The following is a 14,123-nucleotide window of genomic DNA, read 5'->3' on the forward strand; positions in this document are numbered from 1 at the left end:
TCTCGAAGGCAGGATTGAGCCCACTGCGCTCAGCGTTGCAATAACCGAACGTCAAACAGGAGGAAACCACTATGGCTCGTGCGGTCGGAATCGACCTCGGGACCACGAACTCCGTCGTCGCCGTGCTCGAAGGCGGCGAGCCGGTCGTCGTCGCGAACTCGGAAGGCTCGCGCACCACCCCCTCGATCGTCGCCTTCGCGAAGAACGGCGAGGTTCTCGTCGGTCAGCCCGCGAAGAACCAGGCGGTCACCAACGTCGACCGCACCATCCGCTCGGTCAAACGCCACATCGGCACCGACTGGAACGTCGAGATCGACGACAAGAAGTACACGCCGCAGGAGATCTCCGCGCGCACGCTGATGAAGCTGAAGCGCGACGCCGAGGCCTACCTGGGCGAGGAGATCACCGACGCCGTGATCACCGTCCCGGCCTACTTCGAAGACGCCCAGCGTCAGGCCACCAAGGAAGCCGGCCAGATCGCCGGTCTCAACGTGCTGCGCATCGTCAACGAGCCCACCGCGGCCGCGCTCGCGTACGGCCTGGACAAGGGCGACAAAGAGCAGACCATCCTGGTCTTCGACCTCGGTGGCGGCACCTTCGACGTCTCGCTGCTGGAAATCGGCGAGGGCGTCGTCGAGGTCCGCGCGACCTCCGGTGACAACCACCTCGGTGGCGACGACTGGGACGAGCGCGTCGTGACCTGGCTGGTCGACAAGTTCAAGGCGTCCTCGGGCATCGACCTGACCAAGGACAAGATGGCCATGCAGCGTCTGCGCGAGGCTGCCGAGAAGGCCAAGATCGAACTGTCCTCGGGCCAGAGCACCTCGATCAACCTGCCCTACATCACCGTCGACGCGGACAAGAACCCGCTGTTCCTCGACGAGCAGCTCACCCGCTCGGAGTTCCAGAAGATCACCTCTGATCTGCTGGATCGCACCCGCGCGCCGTTCCAGTCCGTGATCAAGGACTCGGGCCTGAACGTGGCCGACATCGACCACGTCGTGCTCGTCGGTGGCTCCACCCGGATGCCCGCCGTCTCCGAGCTGGTCAAGGAACTGACCGGCGGCCGTGAGCCCAACAAGGGCGTGAACCCGGACGAGGTCGTCGCCGTCGGCGCCGCGCTGCAGGCCGGTGTCCTCAAGGGCGAGGTCAAGGACGTTCTGCTCCTCGACGTCACCCCGCTGAGCCTTGGCATCGAGACCAAGGGTGGCGTGATGACCAAGCTCATCGAGCGCAACACCACCATCCCCACCAAGCGCTCGGAAACCTTCACCACCGCTGACGACAACCAGCCTTCGGTGCAGATCCAGGTGTTCCAGGGTGAGCGCGAGATCGCCTCGCACAACAAGCTGCTGGGCTCCTTCGAGCTCACCGGCCTGCCCCCGGCCCCGCGCGGCGTGCCGCAGATCGAGGTCACCTTCGACATCGATGCCAACGGCATCGTGCACGTCACCGCGAAGGACAAGGGCACCGGCAAGGAAAACAAGATCAAGATCCAGGACGGCTCCGGTCTGTCCAAGGAAGAGATCGACCGCATGGTCGCCGACGCCGAGGCGCACGCCGCCGACGACAAGGCGCGCCGTGAAGAGGCCGAGACCCGCAACCAGGCCGAGTCGCTGGTGCACCAGACCGAGAAGTTCATCAACGAGCAGAAGCTGAGCGAAGGTGGCGCACAGGTCTCCGCCGATCAGCTGGCGAAGGTGGAGAACGCGGTCGCCGAGGCCAAGCAGGCGCTCGAGGGCACCGATATCTCCGCGGTGAAGTCGGCCGTGGAGAAGCTGGCCACCGAGTCGCAGGCCCTGGGCCAGGCGATCTACGAGGCCAGTGCCGCCGCCGACGCGCAGTCCGGCAACGGCGCGGGCCCCAGCCAGGCCGATGACGATCAGGTCGTCGACGCGGAGGTCGTGGACGAGCCGGTCGACACGGACAAGAAGTGACCGAGGCGAACTCCTCGGAGCAGGAGTTGGTCGAGGAAATCCTGGACGACACTGCGGACGAGAACGCGGAGGCCGCCACGGCGGACTCCGCCCTCGACGCCGAAGTTGTCGAGCCGGAGCACGACGAGCTGGCCGAGCGCACGGCCGACCTGCAGCGGTTGACCGCGGAATACGCGAACTACCGCCGCCGCGTCGAGCGTGACCGTCAGGCCAACATCGACGCCGCCAAGGCGTCGGTGGTCACCGAATTGCTCGCGGTGCTGGACGATCTGGATCGGGCGAGGGCGCACGGCGACCTCGATTCCGGCCCGCTGAAGTCCGTCGCCGACAAGCTCGAGACCGCGCTCACCAAGCAGGGTCTGGTCGAATTCGGTGCCACCGGTGACCCGTTCGACCCCACGCTGCACGAGGCCGTGCAGCACGAGGGTTCGGGCGCCGACCCGGTGATCGGCATCGTCATGCGCAAGGGCTATCGGTTCGGCGACCGGGTGCTTCGGCACGCGCTGGTCGGGGTAACCGATGCCGAGGCCGCGGGGGCATCGGATCCGGATGCCGGCGACAGTCAATAAGAACGCGAAAGGAGGAGATGCCCGGTGAGCCAACGGGAGTGGATCGAAAAGGACTTCTACAAGGAGCTGGGTGTCTCCTCCGGCGCCTCGCAGGACGAGATCAAGAAGGCATACCGCAAGCTCGCCCGCGACCTGCACCCGGACTCCAACCCGGGTGACACCAAGGCCGAGGAGCGGTTCAAGTCCGTGAGCGAAGCCAATGCGGTGTTGTCGGATCCTGCCAAGCGCAAGGAGTACGACGAGACGCGCCGCATGTTCGCGGGCGGCGGCGGTGGCGGACGAGCCTACGGCGGCGGCGGGTTCAATCCCGGTGCCGGCGGCGGCTTCTCGCAGGACTTCAACATCGGTGACATCTTCGGTCAGGCCGGTGGTACCGGCGCCGCGGGCGACGGCGGGCTCGGCGATCTGCTGGGCGGGCTGTTCAACCGGGGTGGCGGCGGTGGCCGGGCGGCGGCTCGTCCGCGCCGCGGCTCCGACGTGGAGACCGAGACGACCCTGGGTTTCCGTGAGGCCGCCCAGGGCGTCACCGTTCCGCTGCGGATGACGAGTCCCTCGCCGTGCACCACCTGTCACGGCAGCGGTGCCAAGCCGGGCACCAGCCCGCGCGTGTGCCCGCACTGCAACGGTGCGGGCGTGGTCAGCCGCAATCAGGGCGCGTTCGGTTTCAGCGAGCCCTGCGACGACTGCCGCGGCACCGGGTCGATCATCGACGACCCGTGCACCGACTGCTCGGGCACCGGTATCCAGAACCGCACCCGCACCATCACCGTCCGGATCCCACCGGGCGTCAGTGACGGTCAGAAGATCCGGCTGGCCGGTCAGGGCGAGGCGGGTCTGCGCGGTGCGCCTTCGGGCGACCTGTATGTCACCGTGCACGTCAGCCAGGACAAGGTCTTCGGCCGTCAAGGCGACGACCTCACCCTGGTGCTCCCGGTGAGCTACAGCGAATTGGTTCTGGGGACAACAGTTTCCGTGCCGACGCTGGACGGCCGGGTCGGTGTGAAGGTGCCCGCGGGTACCGCCGACGGGCGTATCCTGCGAGTCCGTGGTCGTGGCGTGCCCAAGCGCGGCGCGGCGGGCGGCGCCGGTGACCTGCTGGTCACGGTGAAGGTCGCGGTGCCGCAATCGCTCGACTCTGACGCCACCGATGCGCTCAAGCGCTATCAGGAGGCGGAGAAGGCCAGTGGCTTCGAACCGCGTGCAGGATGGGCGGGTGCTTGATGATGTCCGATGATCCGAAGTCTGTTTCGGGTGCGACCGCGCGTGCCGAGTTCTTCATGATCTCGGTGGCGGCTCAGCTGGCGGGGATGCACGCGCAGACGCTGCGTACCTACGACCGGCTGGGTTTGGTCACCCCGCAACGGACCTCGGGTGGCGGACGCCGTTATTCGGCCCGCGACGTCGAGGTGCTGCGTGAGGTGCAGCGCCTGTCGCAGGACGAGGGCGTCAATCTCGCCGGCATCAAGCGCATCATCGAGCTCACCAATCAGGTGGAGGCGTTGCAGCAGCGCGTCGAGGAGATGAGCGCGGAGATGGAGCGGTTGCGGGCGGGCTACCGGCCCGATCTGTCGCCGCCCGCACGCAGTACCGCGCTCGTGGTGTGGCAGCCACGGCATCGGCGCTGAGTCGTCTTCGATTCGACGAGCCTCCGGTTCGCCCATCCGCTGTGGTGGATGCGAGCCGGGGGCTCGTTCGTCTCCGGTCAACCCCCGGCGACCGGCTGGTGACTCTCCAGCAACTCACTTATTCGTGATCTTGCTGATCGGAAGTAGCGTCGCGGCGCGCTGAGGTGGGGATTTATCACCGTGGACGTCCAAAAGTTTGCTGCCCGGATGCTGAATTCGGATCAATCGGAAGGCAATTCGCTGCCCGCGACCAGCCACTCCGGTGCGCCGACCCCGCGTGTCATGGCTCGGCGCGTCGGATCGCCACCTGCGGGCGACGTTGCGGAAGGGTCGCTCTACCAGGGCCATTGGTCACCAATTGCCTGATACGCCCGGTGGTTTCGAGAATCGTGAGCGGCTGTTCACCCTCAATTAACGGGCTTCAGGTATGTTTTCATGAGAAACTACTGGGAACCGCCTGGTATTTCGCGAATTACATGCGTGATGTTTAAGAGTACGATTCCTAAGCTGGCAAACCTCGCCTAGACTTCTCGCATCGGCTGCTGACGAGTGTCCTCCCAGCCCGTCACTCGCCGGCGCGGCTAGCGTTCGATGGCGAAACGAGGTTGTGACACATATGGATTCGCGGACTGTCGCTTTGATCCGTACTACGTTCAAGGCGGTTGCTGCGGAAGAAGGTGGGCCCGAGAAGCTGTCGAGGTCGTTCTACTCGATCCTCTTCACGGACTACCCCGGTGTCCGCGACTACTTCCCGGCTGCCATGGATTCCCAGCGCGACCGACTCGTCACGGCGATCTCCTACGCCCTCGACCGGCTGGAGGAGCCCGACAAGCTGCTGCCGTTCCTGGCCCAGCTCGGGCGCGACCATCGCAAATACGGCGTGCAACCGGCGCACTATGTGGCCGTGGCCAACTCGCTGAAATCCGCCATGCGGTTGTTCGCCGGTGCGGAGATGTGGACCGACGAGGTCGCCAGCGCATGGGACGAAGGTCTGGCCACCATCAGCGGCGCGATGATCAGCGCCGCCGACAAGGAGACCACCCCGGCTACCTGGACGGGCACCGTCGTCGAACATCGCGAGGTGCTGCGCAATCTCTCGATCGTCCGGGTCCAGCTCGACGTGCCGATGCAGTACGCCGCCGGTCAGTATCTCAGCGTGCAGATTCCCTCGCGGCCGCGGATGTGGCGCTATCTCTCACCCGCGAACCCGGCCAATCCCAACGGCGAGATCGAGTTCCACGTTCGCGGCGTGCTCGGCGGCTGGGTCAGCCCCGCCATGGTCGCGCACACCGCCGTCGGTGATCAGTGGGCGCTCGGCTCGCCTCTCGGCGGCCTGGGCGTGCCGCGCAACACCAAACGCAAGATGCTGATGGTCGGTTGTGGCACCGGCATCGCCCCCCTGCGCGCGCAGATCATGGCGATGGCCCAGCGCCGGGTCAACCCGAAGGTCCACCTGTTCGTCGGCGGCCACCACCCCTGCGATCTCTACGACCTCCAAGTCCTGAGCCAACTCGCCATCGCCAACAAATGGCTCACCGTCACCCCCGTCACCGAGAGTGACGAAAACCCCTGGTGGTACTACGACTCCGGCGAACCCCAGCCGGATCTACCCGGCCTGGAACCCCGCATGACCGGTCAAATCGGCAAGGTCGTCGCCAGCTACGGACCGTGGGCAGACCGCGACGTCCAGATCGTCGGCTCCCCCTCGATGGTCCAGACCACCAAGTTCCGCCTCATGGCGGCAGGCACCCAGGCCCAGTCGATCCGCCACGACCCCTTGTTCTGAGAGTCAGCCACCAGCGGGCTTCGACTTCCGGAAGCTCGCTGAACCTGGCGCGCCGGTGGGTAGTGATTTCCGTCCGACCGGTAGCCCGCGCAGTGGCCGCGATGATCAGGTTGTGCGCACCATGTGGTGTGCCTACGGCCCGGACGTAGGAGAAGTAGTACCGCGTGGTGTTCAGCGATCGCGTCGTCGTCACGATTGCTGGGCACGATGGCGCGGAACTCGGCGAGGAACGCTCGCGCGCTCGCTTGTTTCGCCGGGTCGGTCTGGTCGGCGAGTCCGGTGAGGTACTCCGCAAGCACCACAGCAGCGACGGCGACTATCGCTGTTATCGATAGATGCTTCGACGGCAGCCGATAAGCCTAGTCGGATTGGCAATCTGATGAGATCGAGATGTCATCGCCTTCCTTTACTTCTCGGGCCAGCGGGCCGGAAATAGAGATGGACAGCTGTTCAGGCGACGGTCTATGAAACTCGATTCGTCGAACGGTGCCCACATAGGGCGCTTCACCTTTTCGATGCAGCAACGCTTGGTCTCCAACTCGTATTTCCCCAGTGGGAATCCCGATTAGAAATGGATCCGGCCAGAAGCTGACTGGAAATACTCCAACAACGCGAAATTCTGTCACCCTATACCTCGCTGATTCTTGTATTTTTCCCACCCAGCTTCATCGGCAGCGTATGCTTCGTCCTCCAATTGCTTGGTAGCGCTGCTTCCGGTTCGCCCGTCGCGAAATTGTTCGACGTGCGCTCTCTCGTGTATCAAATTTCGAACTAGCGACTCTTCGTCCGCAAAGGCGCTTGGGGCAAGATTGACCGAGTTTTCATGAGTACTCGCGCTCGCGCCCATCGAGTCATAGTACCGGACGTCGTCCGGCGCCTTTGCTACAATTATTTCGACACCATCCAGATCGACCCCTGCCTGCCTGGCGATCTGCTGTATGTACTCCGGAGTCATCGGCAGGTGATCGCCGCTATCCAGGACTTCCTGATTAGTTCGGGCCCCTATTCGAGAAAACAGCCGTTTGCTGCGCTGGGTGTTCCCAAACGGATTTGCGAGCCGATTGAATAGACTCTCGGCGGCCTTCCATGCCTTCTGCGCCGCAGCTACAACGTCGTCCGCTAATCCTTTGAGCTGAACTAATTTTCGTGCTCGCCATGCCGTTACGGCATCTTGTATTATGCCCGCCCATTTCCGCGCCGACTCGACCGCCTTAGCGCCAGCGATCAAGCCGCCGATACCGGCGGTAAGACAGGATGCGGCGATTGTAATTGCAAAGTTGAGTGCTGCTTCTTTGACGATCGATTCGATAAATCCCTTAATCTGTTGACGCAGCTCAATTATGGAATCTCGATAATCTGAGCAGGCTTTACTGAGCTGGTTGCACAGGTTGAGTAACTCGCTGATGGAGGCTTCGATCGTTTTCAGGTCGAAGCGGACCTGTTTGGCATCGTCGGAAGTGACACCGTCGAATAGATTCACAGAGATCGTGATCTTGTCTTTGGCGTTGGTATTCACATACACCTTGCCGAGCCGGTCCCAGGCGTCGGCGGCTCTGGCGAGGGTGTCGGTATTGCCGTCGGGGAGCGGGCAGTTGATCGCGTCGAGGACGTCGATGGCGGTTTGTGCGAGACCTTCGGGGATTCCGCCTGCCGCTGATGCAGGCAGTCGGTAGGGCCCCAGAGTGGCGGTCGATGCGGCGTCTGCCGGTCGTTCCGGCTGGGACGTGCGGTGGATCGTGGCGTCGGATTTGGCGTGCTCGAAGCCGACGTCGTTGAGTGCGGTGCCGTAGGCGCGCAGAGTTTGATACGTCTGTGTGAAGAACGAGACGGCGTCTTGGGCTGATCTGTCGTACGAACTCGCCCATGCTCGACCGTCTTCGTCTTTTCCGGCCATCATGCCGTAACCACCGAGTTCGCTGAAGACCGGTGTAAAGCTGCTGAACAAGGCGGCCGCGGCGTCGAAGCAGTTGGTCGCGGCCTGGTAGTAGACCTTGGGATCGACCTCGAGGACCGTCATACGCCCAGAATCTTCAGCGTCGTGGTGCCAGCCTCGGTGTAGCTCTGGTGCGCGATCGTCGCGGCCGATTCCAGCGCGGCCAAACCCTCCTGCATGTCAGTGACTCCGGCTCGCCACTCCGTGTGCGCTTCGTTGTAGGCAGTGGCTACCGCTCCTGACCAGTTGTCGTCGACTTCGTTGGCCTTGGCATCGAGTGCGCTCAGCACATCGGCGACGGCGGCCAAGTATCCCCGCATACGAGCAGTCAGTTGTTCGAGTTGGTCGAGATCGACAGAGAAGGCGGGTGTGTCGTCAGTCATCGAGCGTCCTGCTTCGAAATCCGGGGGCCGGTCAGGGGAGGTCTAATGAGCTGAGCCCGGAGGCGTTCGACTGGTCGGTCGCGACGAGCGTCTCGGCGGTGATCCCTAGTTTTTCGGCTAGCTCGAACAGCGCGTCCCACACCTGGTCGGCACCGGAGTGGAACTCCTCCCACCCAGCTGTGAAGGCTGTGGCGTTGTTGCCCTTCCATCTATCGATCGTTATCCGCGCGTCGGTCGCCAGCGACCTGTAGCCGCTTTGGCACTCTGACGCGATCTGGAAAGCCAGTCGCCCCAGGGCTTTTACCTCGTCAGGTACGACTGACAGATTGAACGGATCGTCCCCCACCATCATTCCCCCTCGAGCCTTCCACGCCCATCTGCGCGAACGCAGGCTCCTTGTAGCCTACCGGAGAGTAACCGCTACTGATTTCGGCACCAGGAAGAGGAGGAGGCAGGTGAAATCACCTTCGCCCCCCAGGGCGCGATGGGTTCGTAGCGGACGGCGCGTTGCGGGGTGCCGCCGACCAGCCGGTCTCGAGATGGCATCGGCTGGCAGGCGATGCTCAGGCGCCTTCGGAGATGATGTTGGCCGGGGGGGTTCCCGCTTCGATCAGGCGGTCGACGGTGGTGCGGACCATCGCGGGCGAACCGCAGACCAGGACCTGGTGCTTGGTGAAGGGGCCGTGCGCGGCGGCGACATCGGCGAGGGTGCCGTGGAGCATTTCCTCGGGGCTGAAACCCACATCGGAGCGGGTCTGTTCGTGCCATTCATCGCGTACCGCGGGGTCATCCGGGCTCTCGACAACCGGAATGACGGAAAGCCATGGCAATTCGCCCGACAGCAGGAACAACATGTCGTTGGCGTAGAGGTCGCGGGGCGAGCGGCCACCGAAGAACAGATAGGTGCGCGGCGGAGTGTCGCGACGGGCCAGGTCCAGGATCTGGGCGCGCATCGGCGCAAGCCCGGTACCGCCGGCGATCATCACCACCTCGACAGCGTCGGGATCGACCGCGAGAACCCCGTGGGGCGCGTTGATTCGCCACTGATCACCGGGTTTGGTGTCGGTGACGATGGAACTCGAACACCACCCACCGGGCACCGTGCGCACATGGAACTCGAGCTTGCCGTCCAGCGAGGGCGGCAGCGCGGGGGAGAACCGCCGCCGCACGCCCGGATGCTGCGGCACCTCGACCTCCACCGAACCGCCCGCTTCGAACGGCACGAAATCGCCGATCAGCCGGATCACGGCGAGGTCGTGGCGCAAGCGGTGGTGACCGACGACGGTCGCCGTCCAGGCGGGGTCAGGAAAAGCGTTGCTCATCAGCCTCTTTCGCGATGTCGCGGGCGGGTTCAGACGGGGTCGGCGGCGATGATCTCGGTCGGTGTACCGGCCCGCTGGAGCGCGTAACGGGTGTTGGCGATCATCGACGGCGATCCCGCGATCTGGATCTGACGGTCCGACCACGCGCCGAAGCTGGTCACCACCGCTCCCAGATTACCGACCAGGCGGCGCGGCATGCCCATCGGCGTCTCACCCGAATCCTGGGGATACCACCAGGGATTGGTGTGTTCCTCGCAGACCGGCACCACGGTCAGCCACGGGTTGGACTGCGAGAGCTGCCACATGTTGTCCACGTCGTAGAGGTCGCCGGGATAGCGCCCGCCGATGAAGAAGTGCACGCGCGGATTGATCCCGCGCTGGCTCATCTCGATCAGCTGCGCGCGCAACGGCGCGATGCCCGTGCCGGAGCCGATCATCAGCACGTCGCGGCCCGACTCCCGGTCCACGTGCAACCCACCGAGCGGTCCGGCGATCTTCCACCGGTCCCCGACCTTGGTGTCGTTGACGATCGCCGGACTCACCCAGCCGCCACTGATCCGCCGCACATGGAATTCGATCTCGCCATACGGGTTCGCGGGGATGGCGGGGGAGAAGTAGCGCCACATATTCGGCCGCTGCGGCACCGCGACCGGCACATACTGTCCGGCCTTGAACGGTATGGGCCCGTCGGCCTGTAATCGCACGATCGCCAGATCGTCGAGGACTCGACGGTGACCCACCACGGTCGCGTCCCAGTACGGCTGCGAGGTGTCCTCGTTGGCGCCGATCGCCATCGACGCCGAGATCAGCAGCGTGATGTCACGCCAGCCCTCGTCGAGCTCTCTGGTCCAGCGATTGCCGTGAAAGGTTCGCAGTGCCGCGAGCAGCGCGCGTCCGGCCATGTCGTAGTGGTCGGCTTCGACCCCGTATTTGCGATGGTCGCGGGCAAGTTGCTCGAGGAAGCGTTGCGCGCGTTCGAAGTCCTCGAGATGGTCGAGGACGAACTGCACCGCCGTCGTGATCCGCTTGGCCTGCATGTCCATGGCAGGCGGAAACAGCTCACGCAACCTCGGATCCTGCGCGAACAGGTGACCGTAGAAAGCGCTGATCAGCCGCTCGGACCCACCGGGTGTCTCCGACACCCCGCGGAAATCGGCGCGGACCAGCGCAAGCGAACGCGCATCCACGTCGTCAAGCTCCATTTCTCTGCAATTGCCGCAATGTGGCTCACCCGTCGGTGCCGCCCTCCCCAGTATCCCCCGAAACCGTCGTCTCGGTGCAGGGATGCTCGTCACGCCGTTCCCAGCCGCACGGATCGTAAACCCCCCGTCGCCGATCAGCATGATCTCCCCATCATCGATACGCGTCGGTGATCTTGCGGGTCGTGCGCGCAGGTGCGTGAGAATCGAGGGATGGCGAGCGACAACTTCATGGAGATTCACGATCCCGAACTTCTGGCCAGGGGTGAACGGGTTCTGGGGGCCGAGTTCACGGCGATGCACGAGCGAGTTCTGCAGGTCAGCGCGTTGACTTCCCGTCTCAACGGTTTGCCCTTCGACGACGAGGCCGGAAAGGCGGCGCTGCTGGGGGAGATCCTCGGCCGCCCGCTCCCGGCGGGTCTCACGGTCTACCCGCCGTTCTATACCGATCACGGACTGAACCTGGACCTGGCCGAGCGCGTGTTCATCAATCAGGGCTGCACGTTCCTCGACTACGCCGGAATCCGGTTGGGCCGGGGCGTGATGGTCGGCCCGAAGGCCACCTTCATCACCATGGGCCATCCCGTCGATCCGGAGGAACGGCGCCGATTCCTCACCGGTGCGCCGATCGACGTGGCGGACAACGTGTGGATCGGCGCGGGCGCGATGATTCTGCCCGGCGTCAGCATCGGTCGCGACGCCGTGATCGCCGCGGGTGCGGTCGTCGCTGACGACGTCCCGGCGAACAGCTTGGTGACCGGTTCCAAGGCGGCGGTGCGTCGAAGCTGGTAGCGCGTAACTCGGCCCGTTGTGCTGCGCGCGGAACAGCGGAAGGCTCCGACTCGCCGGCCTGCTTCACGCGTAAGGGTCGGTGACTTCCCGGAGCACGGTGAGCGTTTTCCGTAGCTCGGCAGCGGCTCGTTTGCCCAGGTGGGAGATCCATTCGGCCTGAACCTCATCGGCGGTGCGGTTGGCGAGGTCGGCGGCGGCCCGACCGGTGGGGGTGAGGCGGAGAAGGCGGGCGCGGCCGTCGGTGGGATCGGGGACGCGCTCGAGGTAGCCGGCGCGGACCAGCTGGTCGGCGAGGGTGCTCGCGGTCTGTTTGGTGACCTGGGCCTGGGCGGCGAGGTCGGTGAGACGGGAACCGTTGGTACCGATCCGCGCGACCAGGCGGGCCTTGGCCGGGGTGAGATCGGCGTGACCGCCCGCGGTGAGCGCCGCGAACACCCGGCGTTCCATCTCGCGGTAGGGGACGAACAGGAGTAGGCCCAGGTTCGGTTCGTCCACGCTCTCCTCCTTGTTTCGGTCAGTGTATCTGACTATATTGGTCAGATAGGCTGACTAAATCCGGAGGTCGATCATGGATCGTGAGCAGCAGTGGCAGGTCATCGAACAGCAGCGCCGTGCCGTAGCCGACCTACTCGACGACCTGACCCCGGCCGAATGGGAGTCGCCGTCGCTGTGCGCGGGCTGGCGGGTGCGCGACGTGGCCGCGCATCTGGCGATGGCGCCGCAGCCACCCGGCCCGGCCGCGATGATCCGGATGGGAATCCGCGCGGGCGGCCGCTTCCACCGAATGAATCACGACGCCGCGGTGCGCTGTTCGGATCGCCCCGACCTGGCCGGCGAGATCCGCGCCCACGCGGCATCGCGCCGATTGCCTGCCGTGACCAACTACCGCAACATCTTCTTCGACGTGATCGTCCACGCCCAGGACATCGCCCGCCCACTCGGCCGCACCATCGACGTGACCCCGCGCGCGGCCGCTGTCGCGGCACAGCGGGTGTGGACGATGGGCTGGCCCTTCTGGGCGAAACGTCACCTCCGCGGCCTGCACCTCGCCGCCGACGACATCGAATGGTCAACGGGCGCAGGCACTCCGGTACACGGCCCCATCCTCGACCTCCTGCTGCTGATGACCGGCAGGTCGGCCGCCGTGGCGAACCTGCGTGGCCCCGGCCTGGAAGCGCTGCCACGCAGCCTGAGCTGAAACCGCGTCAGCCGGTGACCCTCCGCACCGCCGCCTGCCGTGCCCCTTCGTCGACCTCCCCGATCTCGAACCCCTTGCCCACGATGTGCTGGACCAGCGCGGCCTCCGGCGGCAGCCCGTACTTGCGCAGGTAGTAGGGAACAGCGCCCGGCCAGACGAACGTGCCGTCGGTGTGGAAGTTCAACGGCACGTCGCGCCGGGTGGGGTCGAACTCGTCGGCGTCGTGGCCGCGGGCGCTCAGAATCACCGGCGCGTGCTCGAGGTAGGACAGCACCCGATCCTGGATATCGGAGTCCACCGCCGACCGGTTCACCACCGGTTTGCCCTCGGGACTACGCCCGTCGAACGGCGCCGAAAGTCGAAGTTCGCTCATGCTCCGACAACCTACGCGGCCCCGGCTCTGGTCGGTTGACCGTGCTAATGTGCCTGGTCAAGGCAGTACTCGGCCGGAAGGGGTGGGGATGAAACGCGCAGGTACGGCGATGGTGGTTGCCGGTTTGGCGGTTGTCGGGCTGGTCGGGTGCGACTCGGGGGAGTCGACGTCGAAGGGGGCGACGACCACGGCCAAACCGGTGTTGTGGAATCCGTGCACGGAGATTTCGGATGCTGCGTTGAGTGAGGCTGGGGTTGATCCGGCTACGGAGGAGAAGGGTGTCGCGGGGGTTCCGCAGTCGGGGTGGGAGATCTGTGGATGGGGTGGACCCGATTATTCGATCACCGTTTACACGACGGACAAGGCTGTAAACGAGTTCGAGCAGAAGCCAGGCAATGTCGACTTCCGGGACGTGACTATCGCGGGCCGTGCGGGACGCGAGTTCAAGGTCGCGGGTGCGTCGAAGGATCTCGGTTGTGACGTGGTCTTCCCCGCAAATCGGGGCGTCGTCCAATTGCAGATCTTCAACTCGGCGCTGAAGACGGGGCTGGATGACCCCTGCATGTACCTCGAGCGCGTGGGCGAAGTGCTTGTTCCGATCTTTCCGAACTGAACCGGGGAGGGTTCATGAGTGAGAACACCGCATACAGCGCGTTGCTTGCGCAAGCCAAGGCGGGCGAGGTCTATCTGAACGACGAAGCTGCGGCTTTCCACATGTTCAAGGCGTGCGACGACCGACTTGCCGATCTGCAAGAGATCCTGGTTGTCACCCGTCGGGTCCAGAGCGTCACCGGGTTCGGTGACTTCCAGATCGGCAAAGATCTCGAGAAGAAGTTCCTCCTTCAGGCGACTGGCGACCAGAACTCGATCGATGCTGTGGTGAGGAAAGACATCGAGGCTGTGCAACAGCTGCGTGAGGTCTTCTCCATCTCCTTCAAACGCATTGCAGGCAAAGACATCGAAAACGCCAATGCCCTCGACTACGTCACGGGGCAGGTGAGCTGAA

Annotated in this window: 17 protein-coding genes; 10 read left to right on the top strand and 7 right to left on the bottom strand. The window is 64.8% G+C overall.

Features of this window, described 5'->3' with window-relative positions:
- Positions 1-71: 71 nt before the first annotated feature.
- From dnaK to ACWF99_RS21200, 6 genes are all read left to right on the top strand, one after another.
- The gene (dnaK, locus tag ACWF99_RS21175; RefSeq protein WP_378633522.1) at positions 72-1,937 is read left to right on the top strand and encodes a molecular chaperone DnaK; all 1,866 of its coding nucleotides are present in this window, start codon (positions 72-74) and stop codon (positions 1,935-1,937) included.
- Positions 1,934-2,506 (top strand): nucleotide exchange factor GrpE, encoded by a 573-nt coding sequence (gene grpE, locus ACWF99_RS21180; RefSeq protein WP_378633525.1) that lies wholly within the window; start codon positions 1,934-1,936, stop codon positions 2,504-2,506. Before dnaK ends, grpE begins: the two co-directional genes overlap by 4 nt.
- A gap of 24 nt (positions 2,507-2,530) precedes the next feature.
- Positions 2,531-3,727 carry a molecular chaperone DnaJ gene (gene dnaJ, locus ACWF99_RS21185; RefSeq protein WP_378633528.1) on the top strand — a complete coding sequence of 399 codons (1,197 nt, stop codon included), beginning with the start codon at positions 2,531-2,533 and terminating at the stop codon, positions 3,725-3,727.
- A 2-nt stretch (positions 3,728-3,729) separates the two neighbouring features.
- On the top strand, positions 3,730-4,131 hold the full coding sequence (locus ACWF99_RS21190; protein WP_378633530.1) for a heat shock protein transcriptional repressor HspR: 402 nt from the start codon (positions 3,730-3,732) through the stop codon (positions 4,129-4,131).
- Between the two features lie 616 nt (positions 4,132-4,747).
- A complete protein-coding gene (locus tag ACWF99_RS21195; RefSeq protein ID WP_378633533.1) occupies positions 4,748-5,917 on the top strand; it encodes an FAD-binding oxidoreductase in 1,170 nt (389 codons plus the stop codon).
- 164 nt (positions 5,918-6,081) lie between these two features.
- Entirely contained in the window at positions 6,082-6,252 is a 171-nt protein-coding gene (locus ACWF99_RS21200; RefSeq protein ID WP_452537188.1) for a hypothetical protein, read from the top strand.
- A 287-nt stretch (positions 6,253-6,539) separates the two neighbouring features.
- Here the strand turns inward: ACWF99_RS21200 and ACWF99_RS21205 are convergent, their stop codons facing one another.
- From ACWF99_RS21205 to ACWF99_RS21225, 5 genes are all read right to left on the bottom strand, one after another.
- A complete protein-coding gene (locus ACWF99_RS21205; protein ID WP_452537189.1) occupies positions 6,540-7,934 on the bottom strand; it encodes a WXG100-like domain-containing protein in 1,395 nt (464 codons plus the stop codon).
- Complete coding sequence (locus ACWF99_RS21210; protein ID WP_452537190.1) at positions 7,931-8,233, bottom strand: WXG100 family type VII secretion target; 303 nt, start codon at positions 8,231-8,233, stop codon at positions 7,931-7,933. The genes ACWF99_RS21205 and ACWF99_RS21210 overlap by 4 nt, the downstream gene beginning before the upstream one ends.
- A 31-nt stretch (positions 8,234-8,264) precedes the next feature.
- Positions 8,265-8,585, bottom strand: a complete 321-nt coding sequence (locus ACWF99_RS21215) for a WXG100 family type VII secretion target (RefSeq protein ID WP_452537191.1) — start codon at positions 8,583-8,585, stop codon at positions 8,265-8,267.
- A 211-nt stretch (positions 8,586-8,796) separates the two neighbouring features.
- The gene (locus ACWF99_RS21220; RefSeq protein WP_378633535.1) at positions 8,797-9,555 is read right to left on the bottom strand and encodes an FAD-binding oxidoreductase; all 759 of its coding nucleotides are present in this window, start codon (positions 9,553-9,555) and stop codon (positions 8,797-8,799) included.
- Positions 9,556-9,584: 29 nt separating this feature from the next.
- Positions 9,585-10,742, bottom strand: coding sequence for an FAD-binding oxidoreductase (locus ACWF99_RS21225; RefSeq protein WP_378633538.1), 1,158 nt, complete (start codon positions 10,740-10,742; stop codon positions 9,585-9,587).
- Positions 10,743-10,967: 225 nt separating this feature from the next.
- On the opposite strand from ACWF99_RS21225, the gene ACWF99_RS21230 reads away from it, so the two are divergent.
- Positions 10,968-11,546: a DapH/DapD/GlmU-related protein gene (locus ACWF99_RS21230; RefSeq protein WP_452537192.1), complete on the top strand. Its 579-nt coding sequence runs from the start codon at positions 10,968-10,970 to the stop codon at positions 11,544-11,546.
- A 63-nt stretch (positions 11,547-11,609) separates the two neighbouring features.
- Here ACWF99_RS21230 and ACWF99_RS21235 read toward each other — a convergent pair whose 3' ends face one another.
- Entirely contained in the window at positions 11,610-11,993 is a 384-nt protein-coding gene (locus ACWF99_RS21235) for a MarR family winged helix-turn-helix transcriptional regulator (RefSeq protein WP_378634461.1), read from the bottom strand.
- 121 nt (positions 11,994-12,114) lie between these two features.
- Between ACWF99_RS21235 and ACWF99_RS21240 the strand changes: the two genes are divergently transcribed.
- Entirely contained in the window at positions 12,115-12,744 is a 630-nt protein-coding gene (locus tag ACWF99_RS21240; RefSeq protein ID WP_452537193.1) for a maleylpyruvate isomerase family mycothiol-dependent enzyme, read from the top strand.
- A 7-nt stretch (positions 12,745-12,751) separates the two neighbouring features.
- On the opposite strand, the gene ACWF99_RS21245 is transcribed toward ACWF99_RS21240, so the two are convergent.
- Positions 12,752-13,117, bottom strand: coding sequence for a hypothetical protein (locus tag ACWF99_RS21245; protein WP_378633544.1), 366 nt, complete (start codon positions 13,115-13,117; stop codon positions 12,752-12,754).
- A gap of 88 nt (positions 13,118-13,205) precedes the next feature.
- Between ACWF99_RS21245 and ACWF99_RS21250 the strand changes: the two genes are divergently transcribed.
- Positions 13,206-13,730: a DUF3558 domain-containing protein gene (locus ACWF99_RS21250; RefSeq protein WP_452537194.1), complete on the top strand. Its 525-nt coding sequence runs from the start codon at positions 13,206-13,208 to the stop codon at positions 13,728-13,730.
- A gap of 14 nt (positions 13,731-13,744) precedes the next feature.
- Positions 13,745-14,122, top strand: coding sequence for a hypothetical protein (locus tag ACWF99_RS21255; protein ID WP_452537195.1), 378 nt, complete (start codon positions 13,745-13,747; stop codon positions 14,120-14,122).
- Position 14,123: the final 1 nt, after the last annotated feature.

Source organism: Nocardia sp. NPDC055002 (assembly GCF_053608825.1).

What these genes read in the sequence shown, in the direction of transcription:
- ACWF99_RS21195 (WP_378633533.1), top strand. Translation starts at nt 4,748, where the DNA reads ATGGATTCGCGGACTGTCGCTTTGATCCGTACTACGTTCAAGGCGGTT.
- ACWF99_RS21205 (WP_452537189.1), bottom strand. Translation starts at nt 7,934, where the DNA reads ATGACGGTCCTCGAGGTCGATCCCAAGGTCTACTACCAGGCCGCGACC.
- ACWF99_RS21255 (WP_452537195.1), top strand. Translation starts at nt 13,745, where the DNA reads ATGAGTGAGAACACCGCATACAGCGCGTTGCTTGCGCAAGCCAAGGCG.
- ACWF99_RS21215 (WP_452537191.1), bottom strand. Translation starts at nt 8,585, where the DNA reads ATGATGGTGGGGGACGATCCGTTCAATCTGTCAGTCGTACCTGACGAG.
- ACWF99_RS21210 (WP_452537190.1), bottom strand. Translation starts at nt 8,233, where the DNA reads ATGACTGACGACACACCCGCCTTCTCTGTCGATCTCGACCAACTCGAA.
- ACWF99_RS21220 (WP_378633535.1), bottom strand. Translation starts at nt 9,555, where the DNA reads ATGAGCAACGCTTTTCCTGACCCCGCCTGGACGGCGACCGTCGTCGGT.
- ACWF99_RS21235 (WP_378634461.1), bottom strand. Translation starts at nt 11,993, where the DNA reads ATGGAACGCCGGGTGTTCGCGGCGCTCACCGCGGGCGGTCACGCCGAT.
- dnaK (WP_378633522.1), top strand. Translation starts at nt 72, where the DNA reads ATGGCTCGTGCGGTCGGAATCGACCTCGGGACCACGAACTCCGTCGTC.
- ACWF99_RS21240 (WP_452537193.1), top strand. Translation starts at nt 12,115, where the DNA reads ATGGATCGTGAGCAGCAGTGGCAGGTCATCGAACAGCAGCGCCGTGCC.
- ACWF99_RS21190 (WP_378633530.1), top strand. Translation starts at nt 3,730, where the DNA reads ATGTCCGATGATCCGAAGTCTGTTTCGGGTGCGACCGCGCGTGCCGAG.
- ACWF99_RS21230 (WP_452537192.1), top strand. Translation starts at nt 10,968, where the DNA reads ATGGCGAGCGACAACTTCATGGAGATTCACGATCCCGAACTTCTGGCC.
- ACWF99_RS21245 (WP_378633544.1), bottom strand. Translation starts at nt 13,117, where the DNA reads ATGAGCGAACTTCGACTTTCGGCGCCGTTCGACGGGCGTAGTCCCGAG.
- ACWF99_RS21250 (WP_452537194.1), top strand. Translation starts at nt 13,206, where the DNA reads ATGAAACGCGCAGGTACGGCGATGGTGGTTGCCGGTTTGGCGGTTGTC.